The 20285-nt window shown below is 63.4% G+C and carries 20 protein-coding genes; 14 read left to right on the plus strand and 6 right to left on the minus strand.

Annotation, left to right across the window (positions count from 1 at the left end):
* Positions 1-18 precede the first annotated feature (18 nt).
* From infA to aat, 3 genes are all read right to left on the minus strand, one after another.
* The gene (gene infA / locus VF673_RS02615; RefSeq protein WP_080050557.1) at positions 19-237 is read right to left on the minus strand and encodes a translation initiation factor IF-1; all 219 of its coding nucleotides are present in this window, start codon (positions 235-237) and stop codon (positions 19-21) included.
* A gap of 115 nt (positions 238-352) precedes the next feature.
* Positions 353-1060 (minus strand): arginyltransferase, encoded by a 708-nt coding sequence (locus VF673_RS02620; RefSeq protein WP_440290760.1) that lies wholly within the window; start codon positions 1058-1060, stop codon positions 353-355.
* Complete coding sequence (aat, locus tag VF673_RS02625) at positions 1057-1800, minus strand: leucyl/phenylalanyl-tRNA--protein transferase (RefSeq protein WP_440290761.1); 744 nt, start codon at positions 1798-1800, stop codon at positions 1057-1059. Before aat ends, VF673_RS02620 begins: the two co-directional genes overlap by 4 nt.
* Before the next feature lie 170 nt (positions 1801-1970).
* On the opposite strand from aat, the gene VF673_RS02630 reads away from it, so the two are divergent.
* From VF673_RS02630 to corA, 7 genes are all read left to right on the plus strand, one after another.
* Complete coding sequence (locus VF673_RS02630) at positions 1971-4358, plus strand: DNA translocase FtsK (RefSeq protein ID WP_440290762.1); 2388 nt, start codon at positions 1971-1973, stop codon at positions 4356-4358.
* A 9-nt stretch (positions 4359-4367) separates the two neighbouring features.
* Positions 4368-5003, plus strand: a complete 636-nt coding sequence (gene lolA / locus VF673_RS02635) for an outer membrane lipoprotein chaperone LolA (RefSeq protein WP_440290763.1) — start codon at positions 4368-4370, stop codon at positions 5001-5003.
* Between the two features lies 1 nt (position 5004).
* Positions 5005-6339, plus strand: coding sequence for a replication-associated recombination protein A (locus tag VF673_RS02640; protein ID WP_440290893.1), 1335 nt, complete (start codon positions 5005-5007; stop codon positions 6337-6339).
* On the plus strand, positions 6336-6707 hold the full coding sequence (crcB, locus tag VF673_RS02645) for a fluoride efflux transporter CrcB (RefSeq protein ID WP_090538659.1): 372 nt from the start codon (positions 6336-6338) through the stop codon (positions 6705-6707). The genes VF673_RS02640 and crcB overlap by 4 nt, the downstream gene beginning before the upstream one ends.
* A gap of 41 nt (positions 6708-6748) precedes the next feature.
* Positions 6749-8032: a serine--tRNA ligase gene (gene serS / locus VF673_RS02650; protein WP_090538660.1), complete on the plus strand. Its 1284-nt coding sequence runs from the start codon at positions 6749-6751 to the stop codon at positions 8030-8032.
* A 187-nt stretch (positions 8033-8219) separates the two neighbouring features.
* A complete protein-coding gene (gene cysG, locus VF673_RS02655) occupies positions 8220-9608 on the plus strand; it encodes a siroheme synthase CysG (protein WP_440290764.1) in 1389 nt (462 codons plus the stop codon).
* 12 nt (positions 9609-9620) lie between these two features.
* Positions 9621-10685 carry a magnesium/cobalt transporter CorA gene (gene corA, locus VF673_RS02660; RefSeq protein WP_090538662.1) on the plus strand — a complete coding sequence of 355 codons (1065 nt, stop codon included), beginning with the start codon at positions 9621-9623 and terminating at the stop codon, positions 10683-10685.
* Positions 10686-10688: 3 nt separating this feature from the next.
* On the opposite strand, the gene VF673_RS02665 is transcribed toward corA, so the two are convergent.
* Positions 10689-12299: a L,D-transpeptidase family protein gene (locus VF673_RS02665; protein ID WP_440290765.1), complete on the minus strand. Its 1611-nt coding sequence runs from the start codon at positions 12297-12299 to the stop codon at positions 10689-10691.
* 163 nt (positions 12300-12462) lie between these two features.
* Here VF673_RS02665 and VF673_RS02670 point away from each other — a divergent pair, with 163 nt between their 5' ends.
* The 5 genes from VF673_RS02670 to VF673_RS02690 all read left to right on the plus strand — a co-directional run bounded on the left by VF673_RS02670 (position 12463) and on the right by VF673_RS02690 (position 17088).
* Positions 12463-13206, plus strand: a complete 744-nt coding sequence (locus tag VF673_RS02670) for a murein L,D-transpeptidase catalytic domain family protein (RefSeq protein WP_440290766.1) — start codon at positions 12463-12465, stop codon at positions 13204-13206.
* A gap of 229 nt (positions 13207-13435) precedes the next feature.
* Positions 13436-13627: a hypothetical protein gene (locus tag VF673_RS02675; protein ID WP_440290767.1), complete on the plus strand. Its 192-nt coding sequence runs from the start codon at positions 13436-13438 to the stop codon at positions 13625-13627.
* Between the two features lie 66 nt (positions 13628-13693).
* A complete protein-coding gene (locus tag VF673_RS02680) occupies positions 13694-15235 on the plus strand; it encodes a phospholipase D-like domain-containing protein (protein ID WP_440290768.1) in 1542 nt (513 codons plus the stop codon).
* 64 nt (positions 15236-15299) lie between these two features.
* The gene (locus tag VF673_RS02685) at positions 15300-16295 is read left to right on the plus strand and encodes a DUF4105 domain-containing protein (protein WP_273123832.1); all 996 of its coding nucleotides are present in this window, start codon (positions 15300-15302) and stop codon (positions 16293-16295) included.
* Between the two features lie 70 nt (positions 16296-16365).
* A complete protein-coding gene (locus VF673_RS02690; RefSeq protein ID WP_320330637.1) occupies positions 16366-17088 on the plus strand; it encodes a glutamine amidotransferase-related protein in 723 nt (240 codons plus the stop codon).
* Here the strand turns inward: VF673_RS02690 and VF673_RS02695 are convergent.
* A complete protein-coding gene (locus tag VF673_RS02695; RefSeq protein ID WP_440290769.1) occupies positions 17078-18052 on the minus strand; it encodes a hypothetical protein in 975 nt (324 codons plus the stop codon). The genes VF673_RS02690 and VF673_RS02695 overlap by 11 nt on opposite strands.
* Positions 18053-18114: 62 nt before the next feature.
* On the opposite strand from VF673_RS02695, the gene arfB reads away from it, so the two are divergent.
* Positions 18115-18528: an alternative ribosome rescue aminoacyl-tRNA hydrolase ArfB gene (arfB, locus tag VF673_RS02700; protein WP_440290770.1), complete on the plus strand. Its 414-nt coding sequence runs from the start codon at positions 18115-18117 to the stop codon at positions 18526-18528.
* On the opposite strand, the gene VF673_RS02705 is transcribed toward arfB, so the two are convergent.
* On the minus strand, positions 18525-19733 hold the full coding sequence (locus VF673_RS02705; protein ID WP_440290771.1) for a serine hydrolase domain-containing protein: 1209 nt from the start codon (positions 19731-19733) through the stop codon (positions 18525-18527). The two genes, arfB and VF673_RS02705, sit on opposite strands and share 4 nt — an antisense overlap.
* A 168-nt stretch (positions 19734-19901) precedes the next feature.
* Between VF673_RS02705 and VF673_RS02710 the strand changes: the two genes are divergently transcribed.
* Positions 19902-20279, plus strand: a complete 378-nt coding sequence (locus VF673_RS02710; RefSeq protein WP_440290772.1) for a YkgJ family cysteine cluster protein — start codon at positions 19902-19904, stop codon at positions 20277-20279.
* Positions 20280-20285 lie beyond the last annotated feature (6 nt).

The raw sequence follows: 20285 nt of genomic DNA on the forward strand, positions 1-20285 counted from the left end.
GGTCGGGGACGCTGCGAATCAGCGGGCGCGGTAGGTGATACGACCCTTGGTCAGGTCGTAGGGGGTCAGCTCAACACGTACCTTGTCGCCGGTCAGGATGCGGATGTAGTTCTTGCGCATCTTGCCTGAAATGTGGGCAGTTACCACGTGGCCGTTCTCCAGTTCAACGCGGAACATGGTGTTGGGCAGCGTATCAATGATAGTGCCTTCCATTTCAATACTGTCTTCTTTCGCCATTAAGCAAAGGCCTCTCAATCTGTTGCCGTGCGGGACATCAGGATGAGTCTCGCAAAAAAGGTGAGCAATTGTGCCTGAAAAGCGGGCAACAGCCAAGACCACAGGGAAAGTTGGGCTAATTGATACGCACCCAGCGCTGGCTGATCAGCATTTCCAGGGGACGGTATTCCGTCTTGTAGTTCATCTTCCGGCAGTTGCGGATCCAGTACCCGAGGTACACCGCAGGCAGTCCATCGCGTCGGGCCTCCTCTATCTGGCACAGGATGGCGAAACGGCCGAGGCTGCGGCGGGTCTGCTCGGGGTCGAAGAAGGTATAGACCGCAGAAAGGCCATTGGAAAGCCGGTCGGTCACCGCCACCGCCAGCAACCGGTCCTGCTCGCGGAACTCGATGAATTCGCAGAAGGGGCTGCTGCTGACCAGAAAGGACTGGAACTGCTGGCGACTGGGCGGATACATGTCCCCGTCGGCGTGCCGGGCGTTGATATAGCGCGAGTAGAGCTCGTAGATCTCATCGGTGAGCCGCGGTCGGGTGCGCCTGAGTTCCAGGTCTCGGTTGCGCTTGAGAATACGGCTCTGCTGGCGGTTGGGCTGGAATGAATCAACCGGGATCCGCGCCGGAATGCATGCCTTGCACTGGGGGCAGTGGGGCCGGTACAGGTGATCGCCACTACGGCGGAAGCCCAGCTCGGAGAGACGGCTGTAGGTCGGTTCCTCGATGGGCTCATGGGGGGCGAGGAACAGCGTCACCGCCTGCTCCTCCTCCAGATAGCTGCAGGCATGGGGCTGGGTGGCGTAGAACTTCAGGTGGGCCAGGTCGGTCATGTCACATCCCCGGGAGCGAATGCCTCCAGTATAGAAGCGGCCATCCGGGGTTCAATACCGCCAGCCGGCCAGATATCCGGCTGGCTGGTCAGGCGCCTGGCGCAACGGATGAACTCGACCCTGGGCACTTCCCGGGCGCCCATGCTGCTCAGGTGCTCGGTGGGCATCTGGCAATCTATCAACTCGCAGCCCAGGTGCTGCAGCACGGCGCCCAGCGCCAGCAGGGCGGTTTTGGAGGCGTTGCTGCGCCGGCTGAACATGGATTCTCCGAAGAACATTCTGCCCAGCGCGACGCCATAGAGTCCGCCGACCAGTTGATCGCCCTCCCAGACCTCGACCGAATGGGCGTGGCCGAGCTGGTGCAGGGTGATATAGGCCCGCTGCATGTCCGGGGTGATCCAGGTCGCGTCCGTATATTCCCGGGGCGCGGCGCAGGCGGCAATGACCTCGGCGAAAGCCTGGTCGAAGCTGACACGCAGCTCGCTTCGGCGCAGAAATCGGCGCATGCTGCGTGACGCATGGATGTTTCCCGGCGCCAGTACCGTCCGCGGATCAGGTGACCACCACAGCAAGGGCTGGCCTTCCTCGTACCAGGGGAAGATACCCTGCCGATAGGCGATGAGCAGACGCTCGACGCTCAGATCACCACCGACGGCAAGCAGGCCGTTGGGGTTGGGCAGCGCCTGTTCGGCGGGTGGGAATTCCAGATTGTGAGGCTCAAGCCACCTCAGTTCAGTCATCGCGGACCTGCGGCTGATTCAAATGGTTTATCAAGAAGCGACGTTAAGCTATTGTCGGTAATCACTATAGTTCCTGCCAGGCGGGAACGGAAACCCTGAGTACCGGTCCACACATGGTTAGGTGCAGAACCTGTACAATACACGGCTAAGCAAATTTGGAAGTCAGAGCGTTGAAGGATACCCGACCTCAGAAAGGCCAGCATTTCGCCTGGCGAGAGCAACTCAGTCTGCGTCTGCGCGAGGGCGCATTGCTGGGCATGATCGCCCTGTGCCTGTATCTGTGCATGTCGCTGTTCAGCTATAACGCCGCCGACCCGGGCTGGACCCGCAGCAGCGGCGAACTGGCGGTGCAGAATGCAGGTGGACGCATGGGCGCCTGGATCGCCGATGTGCTGCTGTTGGTGCTGGGCTATCTGGCCTATCTGTTCCCCCTGATAGTGGCGATCAAGGTGTGGCAGATGTTCCGCCGCCGCCATCTGCCATTCATCTGGAACGGCTGGCTGTTCTCCTGGCGTCTGATCGGTTTCGTACTGACGCTGCTGGCCGGTACCGCGCTGGCCGCGCTGCATGGCAGGGCGCCGGCCAGCTTTCCCGAAGGGGGCGGGGCCGGCGGCGTACTGGGTCAGTTGTTAAGCGAGATGAGTTATCCGGTACTCAACATGCAGGGCAGCACCCTGCTGTTTCTCACCCTGTTCCTGTTCGGGCTGACCGTCTTCACCAATCTGTCCTGGTTCAAGGTCATGGACCTGATCGGGCGTATCACCCTGGATCTGCTGGATCTGTTCCGTCGCGCCTGGATCAGCTGGCGGGAGAAGCGCGCTGCCCGTCCGCAGCCGGCCCCACGGGCGGAAGCACCGGGTCGCCGCGAACCTGTGGTCAGTCTGGAGGAAAAGCGCCAGGCCGAACAGGCCCGTGCCCAGCGCCAGCAGGCGCTGGAGAAGCACATTGCGGCCCAGGAGAAGCGCACGCCGCCGAAGATAGAGCCCCTGGAAACCCGTCCGGCGGAAGCCAGTGTGCGGACCCAGAAGGAACGTCAGGCGCCGCTGAAGTTCGAGCCGGTGGTGCCCGGCTCGCTGCCCCCCATTTCCCTGCTGGATCCGCCGAGCAAGGTGAACAAGGGCTTCTCGCCGGAGTCGCTGGAGGGCATGTCACGCCTGCTCGAGCTCAAGCTCAAGGATTTCGGTGTTGAGGCCGAGGTCGAGAAAGTACAGCCGGGTCCGGTCATCACCCGCTTCGAGATCCAGCCCGCGCCGGGGGTCAAGGTCAGCAAGATCACCAACCTGGCCAAGGACCTGGCCCGATCCCTGGCGGTCATCAGCGTGCGGGTGGTGGAGGTCATTCCCGGCAAGACCACCATCGGCATCGAGATTCCCAACGAGGACCGGGAAATCGTGCGGCTGTCAGAGGTGCTGCAGACACGGGAGTTCGATGAGGCGCAATCGCCGGTCACCCTGGCGCTGGGGCACGATATCGGCGGCAAGCCGGTGTTGGCCGATCTGGCACGCATGCCGCACCTGCTGGTGGCGGGTACCACCGGCTCGGGTAAATCGGTGGGTGTCAACGCCATGCTGCTGAGCATCCTGTTCAAGTCGCACCCCGAGGATGTGCGGCTGATCATGATCGACCCCAAGATGCTGGAACTGTCGATCTACGAGGGTATTCCCCATCTGCTGTGCCCGGTGGTCACCGACATGAAGGAGGCGGCCAATGCGCTTCGCTGGTGCGTGGCGGAGATGGAGCGCCGCTACAAGCTGATGGCCGCCATGGGGGTGCGCAACCTGGCGGGCTTCAACCGCAAGGTCAAGGACGCCCAGAAGGCCGGCGAGCCGCTGACCGACCCGCTGTTCCGTCGCGAGAGCATGGACGATATTCCGCCGGAGCTCGATACCCTGCCGGTGATCGTGGTGGTGATCGACGAGTTTGCCGACATGATGATGATCGTCGGCAAGAAGGTCGAGGAACTGATCGCGCGCATCGCCCAGAAGGCGAGGGCGGCGGGCATCCACCTGATCCTCGCCACCCAGCGCCCCTCGGTGGATGTGATCACGGGTCTGATCAAGGCCAACATTCCCACACGGATCGCCTTCCAGGTTTCCAGTCGCATCGACTCGCGCACCATCCTCGATCAGGGCGGTGCCGAACAGCTGCTCGGCCACGGCGACATGCTCTACATGCCGCCGGGCACCAGTCTGCCGGTGCGTGTCCATGGCGCCTTCGTTTCCGATGACGAGGTGCACCGGCTGGTCGACGAGTGGAAGCAGCGCGGCGAGCCGGATTACATCCAGGACATTCTCGATGGCGCCGACGAGGGCGGCTCCGGCGGGTTCGACGGCGGTGGCGGCGGTGATGGCGAGGAGGATGATCCGCTGTACGACGAAGCGGTGCGCTTCGTCACCGAGTCGCGCAAGGCGTCGATTTCCTCCCTGCAGCGCAAGCTCAAGGTTGGTTACAATCGGGCGGCGCGCATGATTGAATCGATGGAGATGGCCGGTGTCGTATCCCCGGCAGACCATACCAACCAGCGCGAAGTCATCGCGCCCCCACCCGTACGAGACTAGATAACCTTGATGAAGACCCTGCTGCGTTCCAGTATTACCGCCCTGTGCCTGGCCATGCTGCCCCTGGCGGTCAGCGCAGATGATCAGAGCCAGGCCGCAGAGCGGCTCAATCAGCTGCTGTCCCGAGCCCAGACCCTGACCGGCGGCTTCTCCCAGATGACCCTGAGTGCCAATGGGGCCAATCTGCAGGAAACCACAGGTACCCTGGCCCTCAAGCGTCCCGGCAAGTTCCGCTGGCACACCGACCCGCCGCTGGAGCAGCTGCTGATTTCCGATGGCGAGAAGATCTGGCTGTATGATCCGGATCTGGAGCAGGTGACCATCCAGCAGATGGATCAACGCCTGAGCCATACGCCGGCATTGCTGCTCTCGGGTGATGTCAGCAAGCTGCAGGAGAGTTTCGATATCGAACTCACCGACGGCGGCAGCGTGGTGGACTTCACCCTCACCCCCAGGGAAGCCGACTCCATGTTTGACAGTCTGCGCGTGTCCTTCAATGATGGCCTGATCAACGATATGCAGATGAGCGACCCGGCGGGGCAGCGCACCAATATCCTGTTCCACAATGTGCAGCTGAACGCGCCGCTGGATGATGCGCAGTTCAGTTTTGAGGTCCCCGACGGAGTTGATGTCATCAGTGAGTGACATGGATCTGTTTGCCCCGCGCACGCCGCCCAATCAACCGCTGGCGGCGCGCATGCGGCCGGCCACGCTGGACGAGTACGCAGGGCAGCAGCATCTGCTGGGACCGGGGCGCCCGCTGCGTACGGCGCTGGAGCAGGGCGCGCTGCACTCGATGATCTTCTGGGGCCCGCCCGGGGTCGGCAAGACCACCCTGGCCCGCCTGCTGGCTACCCTGGCCGACGCGCATTTCGTGACCATTTCCGCGGTGCTGTCGGGGGTCAAGGAGATACGCCAGGCGGTGGATCAGGCCCGCCAGCACGCCGCCCGGGACGGGCGCCAGACCATTCTGTTCGTCGATGAAGTACACAGATTCAACAAGGGGCAGCAGGATGCCTTCCTGCCCTACGTCGAGGACGGCACCTTGCTGTTCATTGGCGCCACCACCGAAAACCCTTCCTTCGAGCTGAACAACGCGCTGCTGTCCCGGGCCCGGGTCTATGTGCTCAAGGCGCTGGATGAGCAGGCGCTGGAGGCGCTGTTGATGCGCGCTCTGACCGACAGCGAGCGCGGCCTGGGTGCGCAGCGGCTGAGCATCAGCAACGAGGCCAGGCAGGTTCTGCTCGGCGCCGCCGATGGCGATGGACGGCGCCTGCTCAATCTGCTGGAGATCGCCGCTGATCTGACGCCTGAGGGTGGCACAATCGACCTCGAGCTGGTCGGTGAGCTGCTCAACGACAATCGGCGGCGTTTCGACAAGGGTGGAGAAGCCTTCTACGACCAGATATCGGCGCTGCACAAATCGGTACGCGGCTCCAATCCGGACGGCGCCCTGTACTGGTATGCGCGCATGCTCGATGGGGGCTGTGACCCGCTGTACATCGCAAGGCGGGTAGTGCGCATGGCCAGCGAGGACATCGGCAATGCCGATCCCCGGGCCCTGCCCCTGTGCCTGAATGCCTGGGATGTGCAGGAGCGGCTCGGCAGTCCCGAGGGCGAGCTGGCGATTGCCCAGGCCATTGTCTATCTGGCCTGTGCGCCCAAGAGCAATGCGGTGTACAAGGCCTACAATGCCGCGCGCCAGGATGTGGCCGGACAACCGTCGCTGGAACCGCCGCTGCACCTGCGCAACGCGCCGACCCGGCTGATGAAGGAGCTGGGCTACGGCCAGGCCTATCGTTATGCCCATGATGAGCCTGAGGCCTATGCCGCGGGGGAGGACTACTTCCCGGAGGAGCTCGAGCCCAGACAATACTACCAGCCGGTCAGTCGCGGGCTGGAGCTGAAGATCGCCCAGAAGCTCGAGTATCTGCGCAGCCTCGATGCTGCCAGCCCGAATCAGCGCAGGAGAAAGTCGTGATTGCCTCTATCGGCGCGGTTGCCCTTGGCGGTGCATTGGGCGCGCTGGCCCGCTATTCCGTTGCGCTGCTGGTGCTCAGGCTGTGGCCCGGCAGCTTTGCCCTGCCGACCCTGCTGGTCAATGTGTCCGGCTGCCTCACGATAGGTGTACTATACGGCCTGTGGCTGCACCGCCCGGAGATCTCGCCCGTGATACAGCAGGGGCTGATGATCGGCTTTCTCGGGGCCTTCACCACATTTTCCACCTTTTCCCTGGATGCCTGGCGCCTGCTGGGAAATGGTCAGGGGCTGATTGCCCTCGGATATATCCTGCTCAGCGTGTGCCTCTGTCTGACCGCCACCTGGGCCGGCCTGTGGCTGACTCGCTAGTCGCCCTGGCTGCCACCTGCAACCAACGAAAGTGATACCCGATGCTTGATCCCAAACTGGTCCGTAGCCAACCCCAACTGATTGCCGAACGCCTTGCCAGCCGCGGCTTCAGCCTCGATGTCGCCCAGCTAGAAGAGCTCGAATCCCGCCGCAAGTCGGTCCAGACCCGCACCGAGAGCCTGCAGGCCGAGCGCAACAGTCGATCCAAGGCCATCGGTCAGGCCAAGGCCAAGGGTGAGGATATCCAGCCGCTGCTGGCCGACGTGGATCGCATGGGCGCAGAACTGAACCAGGCCAAGCAGGAGCTGGATACCATCCAGAGCGAGCTGGACGCCATTCTGATGGCCATTCCCAACCTGCCGGACGAAAGCGTGCCGGTGGGGGCTGGCGAGGACGAGAACGTCGAAGTACGTCGCTGGGGCACTCCGCGCAGCATGGATTTCGAGGTTCAGGATCACGTCAGCATCGGTGAGCGTCACGGTTATCTGGACTTCGATACGGCGGCCAAGCTGTCCGGCGCCCGGTTCGCACTGATGCGCGGCCCGATTGCCCGGCTGCACCGCGCGCTGGCCCAGTTCATGCTCGACCTGCACATCAACGAGCACGGGTACGAGGAGGTCTACACGCCCTATCTGGTTCAGGCCGAGGCACTGCTGGGCACCGGGCAGCTGCCCAAGTTCGAGGAAGACCTGTTCAAGATTCCCCAGGGGGAGGGGCAGCGGGACTTCTACCTGATTCCGACCGCGGAAGTGTCCCTGACCAATATCGTCAGTCAGAGCATTCTGGATGCCGACAGCCTGCCGTTGAAGCTGACCGCCCATACCCCGTGCTTCCGCAGCGAGGCAGGTTCGGCCGGCCGCGATACCCGCGGCATGATCCGCCAGCATCAGTTCGACAAGGTGGAGATGGTGCAGATAGTGCGTCCGGATGACTCCATGCGGGCCCTGGAGGAGCTGACCGGGCACGCCGAGGATGTGCTGCAGCGCCTCGGGCTGCCTTACCGGACCATGGCCCTGTGCACCGGCGACATGGGCTTCGGTGCGGTCAAGACCTATGACCTGGAAGTCTGGATCCCGAGTCAGAACAAGTACCGGGAAATCTCCTCGTGCTCGAATTGCGGGGATTTCCAGGCGCGTCGCATGCAGGCTCGCTGGCGCAACCCGGAAACCGGCAAGCCGGAGCTGGTGCACACCCTCAACGGCAGCGGTCTGGCCGTCGGCCGCACCCTGGTGGCCATTCTGGAAAACTATCAACAGGCCGATGGCAGCGTCATCGTACCTGAGGCGCTGCGCGGCTATATGGGTGGCCTGGAGCGGATCGACTGATCCGCTCTGCTTTCGGGGCGCTGGCTCTCACAGGCATGGAGGCGGGCGTGCCCTCCGTTACGCTTGTGGAAGGCGCGCCCTTGCGGCGAAGCGGTCTTGCCGTGGTGCAGGAGCAGTCGCTTCTGCCGACAGGGTGATCGGGGCGCAACCCTGATGCGCTGAAATCACGCCTCAGAAAGGGGTTTGCATGGAATTTCTACCGCTGTTTCATAACCTGCGTGGGCGATGGGTGCTGGTCGTCGGCGGTGGGGATATTGCCTTGCGCAAGGCACGCTTGCTGAGCGAGGCCGGTGCGCGCCTGCGTATCGTGGCACCCGAGATTGACCCGCAACTGCAGGCTCTGGTCGGCCGGATGGGCGGTGAGACCCGGGTGCAGGGCTACGGGTCGGAGCAGCTGGAGGGCGTCGATCTGGCGATTGCCGCAACCGATGACAGGACGCTCAACGCCCGGATCTCGGCCGATGCCCAGGCCCGCCATCTGCCGGTCAATGTGGTGGATGCGCCGGAGCTGTGCAGCGTGATCTTTCCGGCCATAGTCGATCGCTCACCGCTGGTGATTGCCGTATCCAGCGGCGGCCATGCGCCGGTGTTGGCGCGTCTGACCCGGGCACGTATCGAAACCCTGTTTCCCCATGCCTGGGGTCGCCTGGCCGAGCTGGCCCAGCGCTTCCGATCCCAGGTCAAGGGAGCCTTTGCTTCGATCAACCAGCGCCGGGTGTTCTGGGAAGATGTCTTCCAGGGGGATATCGCCGAGCGCGTGTTCGCCGGCCAGGATCAGGAAGCCGAGCGTCTGCTGATCGAGCAGCTGCAACAGCAACAGGGCCGGCGCTACCGTGGCGAGGTCTACCTGGTCGGTGCCGGCCCCGGAGATCCGGACCTGCTGACCTTCCGTGCACTGCGACTGATGCAGCAGGCCGATGTGGTTCTGCATGATCGTCTGGTACCCGATGCCATCATCGACCTGTGCCGGCGCGACGCCGACCGTATCTACGTGGGCAAGGCCCGCGCCGATCACGCCGTCCCCCAGGAGCAGATCAACCAGTTGCTGGTGCGCCTGGCGAAGGAGGGCAAGCGGGTGCTGCGGCTGAAGGGCGGCGATCCCTTCATCTTTGGCCGGGGCGGCGAGGAGATCCAGGAGCTGGCCGCCCATGGCATTCCCTTCCAGGTGGTGCCGGGCATCACCGCGGCCAATGGCTGCTCGGCCTATGCCGGTATTCCGCTTACCCACCGCGACCATGCCCAGTCGGTGCGTTTTGTCACCGGCCATCTCAAGGACGGAAGCACCAATCTGCCCTGGCAGGAGCTGGTGGCGCCGGGCCAGACCGTGGTGTTCTACATGGGGCTGGTGGGGCTGCCGGAAATCTGCCGGCAGCTGATCCTCCACGGTCGTGACCCGGGGACACCCATGGCGCTGATCCAGCAGGGCACCACATCGAATCAGAAGGTCATCACAGGCACTCTGGCGAGCATGCCGGAGCTGGTACAACAGACCGAGATCAAGCCGCCGACCCTGCTTATCGTGGGCGAGGTGGTCAGCCTCAGGGACAAGCTGCAGTGGTTTGACACGGAGCACTGACAGGAGAGGAGCATGGCACGCAAGCTGGTGGTCAAGCGCGGTGGCAAGCTGGGTGCGCCGCCCGGAACACTGCTGCACATAGGGCGGCACAAGCCCGAGCATGCGGCCATACGCCTGATCCGCTACGACGCCGAGGATCTGCAGGAGTCGGTGATCACCGACCCCTCCCGCTACCGGCCGGCGCAGGTGCCGGGCCAGGTCAGCTGGCTGAATGTGGACGGGGTGGCCGATGCCGGTGTGATCCAGGCGCTCGGCGGTCAGTTCCAGCTGCATCCGCTGGTGCTGGAAGATGTGCTCAATACCGATCAGCGCCCCAAGGTCGAGGAGTACCCGGGCTACCTGTACATAGTGCTGCGCATGCTGCAGTTCGATCGCGAGCGCCAGCAGATCCAGTCCGAGCAGGTCAGCCTGGTGCTGGGCGGGGATTTCGTACTGTCCTTCCAGGAGCGCGCAGGGGATGTGTTCGACGGTGTGCGCGAACGCCTGCGCACGGGGCGCCGCATCCGCTTCATGCGCAGCGACTATCTGGCCTATGCACTGCTGGACGCGGTGGTGGACCATTACTTCGAAATGCTCGAATACCTGGGCGAGCGGGTGGAGGAACTGGAAGACCAGATCATCGCCAGTCCCGGACCGGACACCCTGGCGCAGATCCACCACTACAAGCGCGAGATGCTGCTGCTGCGCAAATCCATCTGGCCGTTGCGCGAGCTGCTCAGCCGCCTGACACGGGACGACAGCCCGTTGATCGCCGATGAGACCCGTCTGTACCTGCGGGATGTTCACGATCACGTCATTCACGTCATGGACAGCATAGATACCATCCGCGAGCTGCTGGTCAGCCTGCTGGACCTGTATCTGTCCAATGTCAGCAAGCGCACCAACGAGATCATGAAGGTGCTGACCATCTTTGCCTCGCTGTTCATGCCGCTGACCTTCATCGCCGGGGTCTACGGCATGAACTTCGATGTCATGCCGGAGCTGCGCTGGCCCTGGGGCTACCCGGCGGTCATGCTGCTGATGCTGGTGATCGTGCTCAGCCTGCTGGTGTACTTCCGCCGCCGGCGCTGGCTGTAGCCCTCACTGCTGTGCAATGGCCCGATGGTAGGCCTGGGCCAGGGGCTCGTCCATGGAATAGGGGTCGGGGCTGAAGCGCAGGCTGCCGTCCTCCAGGGCTTCAGCGGTCCAGTAGGTCAGCAGTACCTGCGGCCCGTTGCGCACGGCGATTTCATGGGTTCTGCCACTGGTCATGCGCTGCTCGATTCGTTCCCGCTGCTGTTGATCCAGGGTGTAGAACAGGTAATCGGCCAGCTCGCTGGCCTGTTCCACCCGTACGCAGCCGGAACTGACATTGCGCACGGCCCGGGCAAACAGCGACTGGCTGGGCGTATCGTGCAGGTAGACGGCAAAGGGATTGTCGAAACGGAATACCATGCGTCCCAGGGGGTTGTCCGGGCCCGGCGGCTGGCGCAGGAGAATGCCTCTGGGGTTATGCCAGTCGATCTGCGCCGGATCCAGCTGGTTGCCCTGGTGATCCAGCACCTGCATGTTGCGCTCGCTGAAGTAGGCCGGATTGCTGCGGATCTGAGGCAGCTTGTCTTCCTTCAGAATGGTGGGTGGAATGGTCCAGCTCGGGTTGAGTGTCACCCGGTTGATCCGTGAGTCGAGCATGGGCGTGGCCCGGTCCGGGCTGCCGGACTGGACGCGGGATTGCCAGCGCACCTCATTGCCCTCCAGCAGCAGCGCACGGCTGCCGGCGGCGTTGACCAGCAGCGAGTGATATTGGCGACGGGCCTCCATCCAGCGCATGCGCTCCAGATTGATCCTTACCTGCTGCCGACGCTGGGCATGAGTCATGTTGAGGGCGGCGAGCGTCTGCGGACCGACCACCGCATCGGGTTGCAGGCCCTGCTGGCGCTGGAACTGCCGGACTGCCTCCTGCAGTACCTGATCGTAGCTCAGTGGCTGCGCCTGAACCGGGTCATCAGCCAGCAGCGGTCGGTCCAGTGGGCCGGCCGTGGCCTCGGGGTCGAGCAGCCCGCGTAGCTGCATGTGCTGCATCAGAACCCGCAGCCGCGGATCCCGATCATTGCCGGGCTTGAGCAGGGGGCCGTCAGGGAAGGGAGGCAGCTCCGGCCCGGCCTCAGGCATGGCGATGAACGCGTCCCGCAGTTGCAGGTACAGTGGCAGGTCAGGGCGCGCGTGCTCGAAGGCATTGCGCATGGATTCCAGGCCGAGTATGCCCAGCTGTGCCACGCTTTCGCGTATCGGTGTCATCATGGCTGACGACTCCCATACCGGTTCGTGCTCCTGCTGGTTGAGCCGGCCCCGGCTCAGGTGCTCCAGGGCCAGCAGGTAATGGGCGCTGATCTGCAACTCCGCGCAGAGCGCTTCGGCTTCGCGGATATCAGGCATGTACTGCGCGGGGTTGAGTCCATCGGATTGCAGTTCGGCCAGTTGTTCCAGCAGGTCCTGCAGCAGCCCCTGGTTCTTCCAGATGAAAATATATCCCTGCGCCTGATACAGCTCCGCAAGGGCCTCATGCAACTTCTGCGTGCGCAGCTCGGGGAGGCCGCAGTCGGACGGCGAATCGCTCTGCAGCCAGTCCTGGACGGGTGTCAGCGGTACATTGACGGTGTATTCTGCATGGGCGTTGAGAACCAGACTGCCCAGACAACTGACGAATAGCACTGTACATTTTTTAAGCAACCGGTACTCTCCCTTCAGGCTCTTGGGGGCCCCCGCCATCGAGACGTATCCATGCAGGCCAGCATCGACTGAGCCGGGGCGGGGGCTTGTTTGATTATATTTCTGTTTCTACGGCCCGGGTTACTGCGGCCGAGGGGGCTACTTGATGTTGCATGCTCTGCGCCGACTTGGCGTTTTGTCCGCCTGTTGCCTGACGCTGTTCGGCGGCGAGGCACTGGCGAAGGAAGTCGCTGTCATTCATCCCTATCAGCAATCCGAATCATCCTCTGTATTGCACGAGCGTCTGGCGGCAGCTGCCCCGGATCTGGATCGGCGGGTACTGGGCACCGCCATCGATGCCATGCAGTGCGCGGTGGCCGGAGGCGCGAAGCCGGCCGAGCGCCTTGCCGTGATCGATTTCTCCCTGCCATCCACCGAACAGCGCCTGTGGATCTTCGATCTGAAACATCACAGGCTGCTGCTGCAGGATCTGGTTGCCCACGGCCAGGGGTCGGGTGACAACTATGCCCGCCAGTTTTCCAATGTCGAGGGCAGTCATCAGTCCAGTATCGGACTGTTCCGCACCCAGGAAAGCTATATCGGTCAGCACGGATACTCCCTGCGCATGGATGGGCTCGAGCCCGGTTTCAATGATCTTGCGCGTCAGCGCGCCATCGTCATCCATCCGGCTGACTATGTGGATCCCAGCTGGATCAGCCGTCATGGGCGCATAGGGCGCAGCCACGGCTGTCCGGCGGTACGTCCGGAAGTCGCCAGTATGGTGGTTGACAGCCTCAAAGGCGGCCAGTTCATGTTTTCCTGGTATCCGGACGATCACTGGCTGAGCAGTTCCACCCTGATCAACTGTCCGCACAGGACAGAAAAGGGTCTGGTAGCGGCCCGCGACTGATGTCCGCAGCGGTGGGACGCTCGGGTGTTGTGACTTTCCCTGATACAGATGTTGCGATCGTCGTCTCTGCGTAATAGAGTTCTTTGCGATTGATAATAAGAAAGGGATTCACCCCCATGTTACCCACCGCCGAAGAGGCCGCCCGGGCACTCAGGGGCACCTGATCAGCCATCGTGCGGCCGGCTCCTGTCCGGGCGGTTACAGCCTGGATGAGCATCCGGCGGCCACGGTGCTGAGCATCACCTTCGACAGCAATCTGCATGAGCCGGCGGCCACTTGGCGGGCGCTGTACCAGGCAGCACTGGAACAGGGGCTGCAACCCCGGGACCAAGCCTGCGTGATGATGCATACCCGGGGGCAGCGTGTCGCGGAGTACCAGCTGGTGGTGAGTGAACCCGGAGTGACGGGCCGGCAGCGATAATCTGCGCGCTGGCGAGCTTGCCGGCTGCTACACTGGGCCGCTGGCAACTCTGGAGGAAATGGCTGGGTGAAATCGGATCAGGTAAAGATATTCTGCTGGTTCTGCTGGATGATGCTGCTGGCCGGTTGTGCCAGCTCATTACCTGCCAAGAACATCCCACCCAGCTTTGTGCTGCAGCCCGTGCAGGAAACCGAGATCAGCCGTTACGTGCGGGCTCACCAGCCGCCCTACAGTGATGAACTGTCGGGCTTTACGCTGGTCCATACCGGCACCGATGCGTTGGCTGCCCGGCTGGCGATGATCGACCGGGCCGAGGCCAGTCTGGATCTGCAGTACTACATCTACCGCGGCGATGTGACCGGCGGGCTGATCGCCGAGCGCCTGCTCAGCGCCGCTGATCGCGGGGTGCGGGTCCGCCTGCTGCTGGATGATATCGGCAGTGCCCTGCGCGACTTCGACGTGGCCACCCTGGATCACCATCCCAATATCCACGTAAAACTGTTCAACCCGCTGACCCTGCGCGGGCGCATATCCCGCTATTTCAGCAAGCTGGGCGAGTTCGGCCGAATCAACTACCGGATGCACAACAAGCTGATGATCGTCGATGGTCAGCTGTTCATCACCGGCGGACGCAATATCGGTGACGAGTACTTCTCGCTCAGCACCATGGACTTCCAGGACATCGACATCATCGGCATGGGGCACATCACCCGCGAGGTGACCCGCAGTTTCGACGACTACTGGAATGCCAACGAGGCGGTGCCCGTCAGCCACATGGTCCGCCGCCCCGGCCCGCGGGCCGAGCAGCGGCTCAGGGGCCAGCTCAGGGCGCATCGCCTGCGGCATCAGGGCAGCGCCTATCTGCAGGCGGTCGAGGAGTCGCCCTTCAACCGGGCCCTGCGCGACGACCGGATAGACTGGCACTGGGGCGAGGCCGAGTGGATCTCCGACCCACCCACCAAGGCCGACCCCGGGCATGCCACCAACCAGGAGCCGATACTGGCCCGACATCTGATGCGCCACGTCCGCTCCGCCGAGCAGGAGCTGCTGCTGATGTCGGCGTATTTCATTCCCGGCTCCCGGGGCGAGGTGTTTCTGATCGACATGGCGGAACACGGGGTGGACGTGCGTGTGCTGACCAACTCCCTGGCCACCACCGACGTGCTGGCGGTGCACAGTGCCTACGCGAGCTATCGCCGTCCCTTGCTGGAGGGCGGGGTACGCCTCTGGGAACTGCGCCGGCAGGCCGGTGAACAGGAGCGGGCCAGTGCCTTTGCCGGCGAGTCCCTTGCCAGTCTGCACGCCAAGGCCTTCGTGTTCGATCGCCAGAAGCTCTTCGTCGGTTCCGTCAACCTCGATCCCCGCTCCATAGTGCTCAATACCGAGGCGGGGGTGCTGGTGCACCAGCCGGCCATGGCCGAATCTCTGGTGCAGCTGTTCGAGCACTGGACCTCGGCCGACTTTGCCTACGAGCTGACGCTGGACGAGCAGGACCGTCTGCGCTGGCGAGCCGGCGAGGAGGACTGGTCAAGTGAACCTCATGCCACCCGGCTGCGCCGTTCCGCCGCCTGGTTCCTTGGCTGGCTGCCGATCGAAGGCCAGTTGTAATCCCGGATCTGTACCAGGCTCGGGCCTTTGGCGTAGGATTGGCAGAAATTTCAACAGGCTTCCCATGCTGCGCACTCTGTTCCTTTCCCTTGCAACCCTGATCATGCTGCTCAGCAGCATCTGGGCCGTGCTCGCCCTCTGGTATCAGGCGCCCGGTGGCGTTCCGGGGCGCATGCTGTGCTGTGCGCTCTGGCTGCTGGGACTGGCTGGCTGCATGTACTGGCTGTGGGCCGGGCAGGGCGGATGGCAGGCGACGCTGGGTTACCTGATGATGTTTGCCTTGCTGATGCTGTGGTGGAGTGGCATCAGACCCAGCCATGAACGCAACTGGGCGGATGATCTGGCGTATATCAGTACCGGGGAGCTGGAGGGCAACCGGGTTCGGTTGCATCACGTGCGCAACTTCGACTGGCGCACTCCCGAGGATTACGACATCCGCTGGGAAAGCCGCGAGTATGACCTGCGGCGTCTGCGCTCGGTGGACATGATCACCTCCTACTGGGGGCTGGAGAACATCGCCCACGTGCTGGTGTCCTTCGGCTTCGACGGTGGCGAGTACCTGGCGTTCTCCGTGGAAATCCGCCGGGAGCAGGATGAGAGCTTTTCCGAGGTCGGTGGATTCTTCAAGCAGTTCGAGCTGGCCATCATCGCGTCCGATGAAAGGGATGTGGTGCGGGTGCGCAGCAACGTGCGGAACGAGGATCTGTGGCTGTACCGGATCAACCTGAGCCCGGCGGATGCACGCGAACTGTTCCGCTCCTTCGTGGTGCAGGCCAACCGTCTGGCCGAGCATCCGCGCTTCTATCACACGATAACCGGCAACTGCACCACTATTGTGTATTCGATGATGAAGAAGATAGTGGCAGGGTTGCCGCTGGACTACCGGTTGCTGCTGACCGGCCGTCTTCCAGCCTATGTGCACGAGGTCGGGGGCATGATGCCCGGAATGGAGCTGGAGGAGTTGCAGCGGCGGGGCAGGATTACCGACCGGGCCAGGGCAGCCGGGGATGATCCGCGTTTCTCGGCGCTGATCCGCGAAGGGGTGCCGGGCTGGGAATGATCGCCGCCAGGCACGGCTCTTGCTGTGAAACCGGTCCGGCGCCCGGGCGCCATAGCACAGAGGTGACAAGGTGAAGATAGGTATTCTGCAAGCGGATGACGTGAATCCGGTTCTGCAACCCGAACACGGTAATTATCCGCAGATGTTCGAGAAGGCATTGCGCGCGGTGCTGCCGGACTGCGAGCTGCCGGTGTACCGGGTACTGGATGGCGAACTGCCGGCGACCACCACCGAATGCGACGCCTGGCTGATCACCGGCAGCAAGTTCGGTGTCAACGATGGCCTGCACTGGATTGAGGCATTGAGCGATTTCGTGCGCACTTTGTGGGCAGAGCAGCGGCCGCTGGTCGGCATCTGCTTCGGTCATCAGCTGATGGCGCGGGCCTTGGGCGGTACCGTGGTCAAGTCCGACAAGGGCTGGGGTGTTGGGCTGTCCTTCAATCAGGTGATCGAGCGCAAACCCTGGATGCAGCCCTGGCAGGAGGAGCTGGATCTGCTGGTGAGCCATCAGGATCAGGTAGTGGTGCTGCCGGAGGAAGCTCAGGTACTGGCCAGCAGCGACTTCTGCCCCTACTACCTGATCCAGTATGGTGAATGCTTCCTGAGCGTGCAGGGGCATCCGGAGTTCTGTGTCGACTACTGCAGGGCGCTGATGGAGATGCGTCGGGACACCCTGCCGGCGGCCCGACTCCGCGCGGGCCGGGCCTCTCTCAACGCCGAAGCCGACAGCCAGCTGATGATGCAATGGATCGCCTCCTTCCTGCAGATGGCCGCCGCCCGGCTCAGCGCTTGATCACATCTCCCATGAAGAACATCTCCAGGCGCAGCGTCAGCCCCCAGCGGGGCTGATGCCCCGTGTCCCGGTGGAAATGCAGTTCCGGTATGACGTCGGCAAAGAGGATCTCCCGGTGCAGGTTGCGCCGGTACAGGGCCTGCAGGTAATAATCGTTGATACGCGGATTCGAGGCGCTGTTGCCTACCACCACAGCAGCGTAGCGGATGGCGCTGCGTGACCCGAGAATACGGTCGAGCGCCGCCATTTCGGAGAACTCCAGGGTGTCTTCATCCTCCTGCCACTGCACATTGGTGACCAGGCGCAGATGGCGCCGCTCATCCAGTGGACGGCCCAGATCCCAGCGGGTACGGGCGAAGTAGCCGTCACTGTTGAACCAGGACAGGCGGTTTTCCGAGGCCAGCGTCCAGGGGCCGTCCCCCAGATCCCAGAGCCGTTTGGCATCCCAGCGCAGGTAGGGATCCAGCGGCAGCCGTACCTTGATCCCGGCGCTGAAGCGCGTGTCCCAATGCTGCTTCCAGTCCCGGTCCGTCAGTCGGCTCAGACCGACCACGGTGTCTCCTGCCGTCTGGCTGTCTCCGCGCAGGCGCTGCGAGCCCTGCTCGGCCAGGGTACCCTGGGTCTCCTCCGGATCACTCTCGATGATCAACCGCAGACGCTCCCGGGTGGTCGGCAGATCCAGCTTGAAGCGGATGCCGGGATCGACGCTCAATCTTTGTCCTTCCTCCCATTCCATCTCCTGGGTCAGGCGGATATAGGACCTGTTGCTGGTATGCAGGTGGGCGTCGGTGCCGAAGAAACCATCAATGTTGCGCGAGGTATTGCTTACCCAGCGTGAGACGCGGTCATGCAGCGGAGCGATGCGGTCGACCGTCCATTGGGGAAGGTCGGAGTCATCCACCGCTTCCCCGGCGAGGATCGGCAGAGCCGCGATCACCAGCAGCGCCCCAAGTACTTTGTTCATCCGTGCTCTTCTCCTGTACCCTTGAGCCGAGTATAGGCAGTCAGGCGCAGCGGGAGGAGGGGATGGTCAGGGTCTCGGAACATATCCAGCTGGATGAGCAGGAGCTGGAGTTCACGGCCATCCGTGCCCAGGGGGCCGGAGGCCAGAACGTCAACAAGGTCTCCAGCGCCATCCATCTGCGCTTCGATATCCGTGCCTCGAGCCTGCCGGAGCACTGCAAGGAGCGCCTGCTGCAGTACCGGGATCACCGTATCAGCAAGGATGGGGTGATAGTGATCAAGGCCCAGCGCCATCGGACCCAGGAACAGAACCGGGACGACGCGATTGCCCGGCTGGTAGAGCTGATCCAGGCCGCCACCGTGGTGGAGAAAGTCCGCCGGCCGACCCGCCCCACGCGCAGCTCCCAGCGCAAGCGGGTCGACAACAAGACGCAGCGCGGCACCATCAAGGCGCTGCGCGGCAAGGTCGAGTTCTAGACCAGAGCGCCATACACCATGGCGCGCAGTTCCTGACGAACCATGTAGCTCGAGGAGGGGCTGAGCTGGGTCATGAAGATCACCTGCAGGTCTTCCGCCGGATCGATGAAAAAGGTGGTGCCCGCCTTGCCACCCCAGCCGTATTCCCCCGGCGAGCTGATTGTCTGCGACTTGGCGATATCCACCTTCACGGCAAACCCCAGACCGAAGCCGGAGCCCTCATAGGGCGTCTCGCTGAAACCGCCGGCCGATACCCGCGGCAGGTCGGTGCCCCCGGGCAGGTGGTTCAGGCGCATGAACTCCAGGGTCTTGCGTCCGATGATACGGGCGCCATCGAGTTCTCCTCCATTGGCCAGTGCCTGGGTGAAGCGGTAGTAGTCGCCGATGGTCGAGATCAGCCCGCCGCCACCGGAAAGAAAGCCGTGTTCGCGGGTGAAGTGGGAGGTCTGAGGGTCATCCTGCAGACGGTAGCGGTCACCGCTCTGGTACTCGTAGCAGGCGGCGAAGCGCTCCAGCTTGTCCTGCGGCACGGTGAAGAAGGTGTCCTGCATGCCCAGCGGGCTGAGGATGTAGCGGGAAAAGTACTCGTCCAGGGGCAGGCTGGACAGCAGCTGGACCAGGTAACCGCAGACGTCGGTGGCGACGGAGTACTTCCAGGCGGTGCCGGGCGAGAACTCCAGGGGCAGGTGTGCCAGCTCCTCCACCAGTTTTTCCAGTGTCAGCCCCATGTGGCCGTCCAGCTTCAGCTGGCGGTAGGCGGCGTCCACGTTGGTCTGGCAGGAGAAGCCATAGGTCAGCCCGGACTGGTGGGTCAGCAGATCACGGATGGTCATCGGCCGTTGTACCGGGGTGGTGACGAAGTTCGGATAGACGCCGGACTTGTATACCCGCAGATCCCGCCACGCGGGTATGTACTTGTGTACCGGGTCGTCGAGCAGGAAACGGCCCTGTTCGTACAGTTGCATCAGGGCGATCGAGGTAATCGGCTTGGTCATCGAATAGATGCGGAACAGGGTATCCAGCTGTGCGGATTTGCCGCGCTCCACGTCCATCAACCCCTGAGCCTGCTGCCAGACGATGCGCCCCTCACGGGCGACCAGGGTGACGGCGCAGGGCAGTTTGCCGGTGGCGAGGTACTTGTCCTCCATGTGCCCGGCGATGCGGTTGAGGCGATTCAGGTCCAGACCAGCGATTACATCAGACATCAGCAACTCCCGTACGGCGAAAGATCCAGACCCGATGGTAGCAGTGAAATCGCCGGCCGCGGGCAGTGGATGATCCTCACAGGAAAAATTTGCGTCGCCCCCTTGTGGTATCCCACCCGACAGGCGTAAAAATTCGCTCCACCTTAGTGAATCGAGGAACGCCATGCGATGAGCGATATATCCCCCTGCCTTGACTGCGGCGCCTGCTGCGCCACCTTCCGCGTCTCCTTCTACTGGGGCGAGGCGGACTCGGCTCCCGGCGGCACCGTGCCGGACCGTCTGATAGAGCAGGTCACTCCGCACCTCAGCTGCATGCGGGGTACCAACCAGCCGCAACCGCGCTGCGTGGCACTGATGGGGGAGGTGGGCAGTTCGGTACGCTGCACCATCTACGAGCAGCGTTCCAGCACCTGCCGGGAGTTTCCGTTCCACGGCGAGAACGGCCAGGACAGCCCTGAATGCCAGCGCGCACGGGTCCTGCACGGCCTGCCGCCGCTGCCGTCCAACCCGAGGGGCCCGGGGCAGGAGCCACCCGTCGCCGCCTGACATCGC

Source organism: Halopseudomonas sp. Lyrl_26 (assembly GCF_051948695.1).
Classification (GTDB): domain Bacteria; phylum Pseudomonadota; class Gammaproteobacteria; order Pseudomonadales; family Pseudomonadaceae; genus Halopseudomonas; species Halopseudomonas formosensis.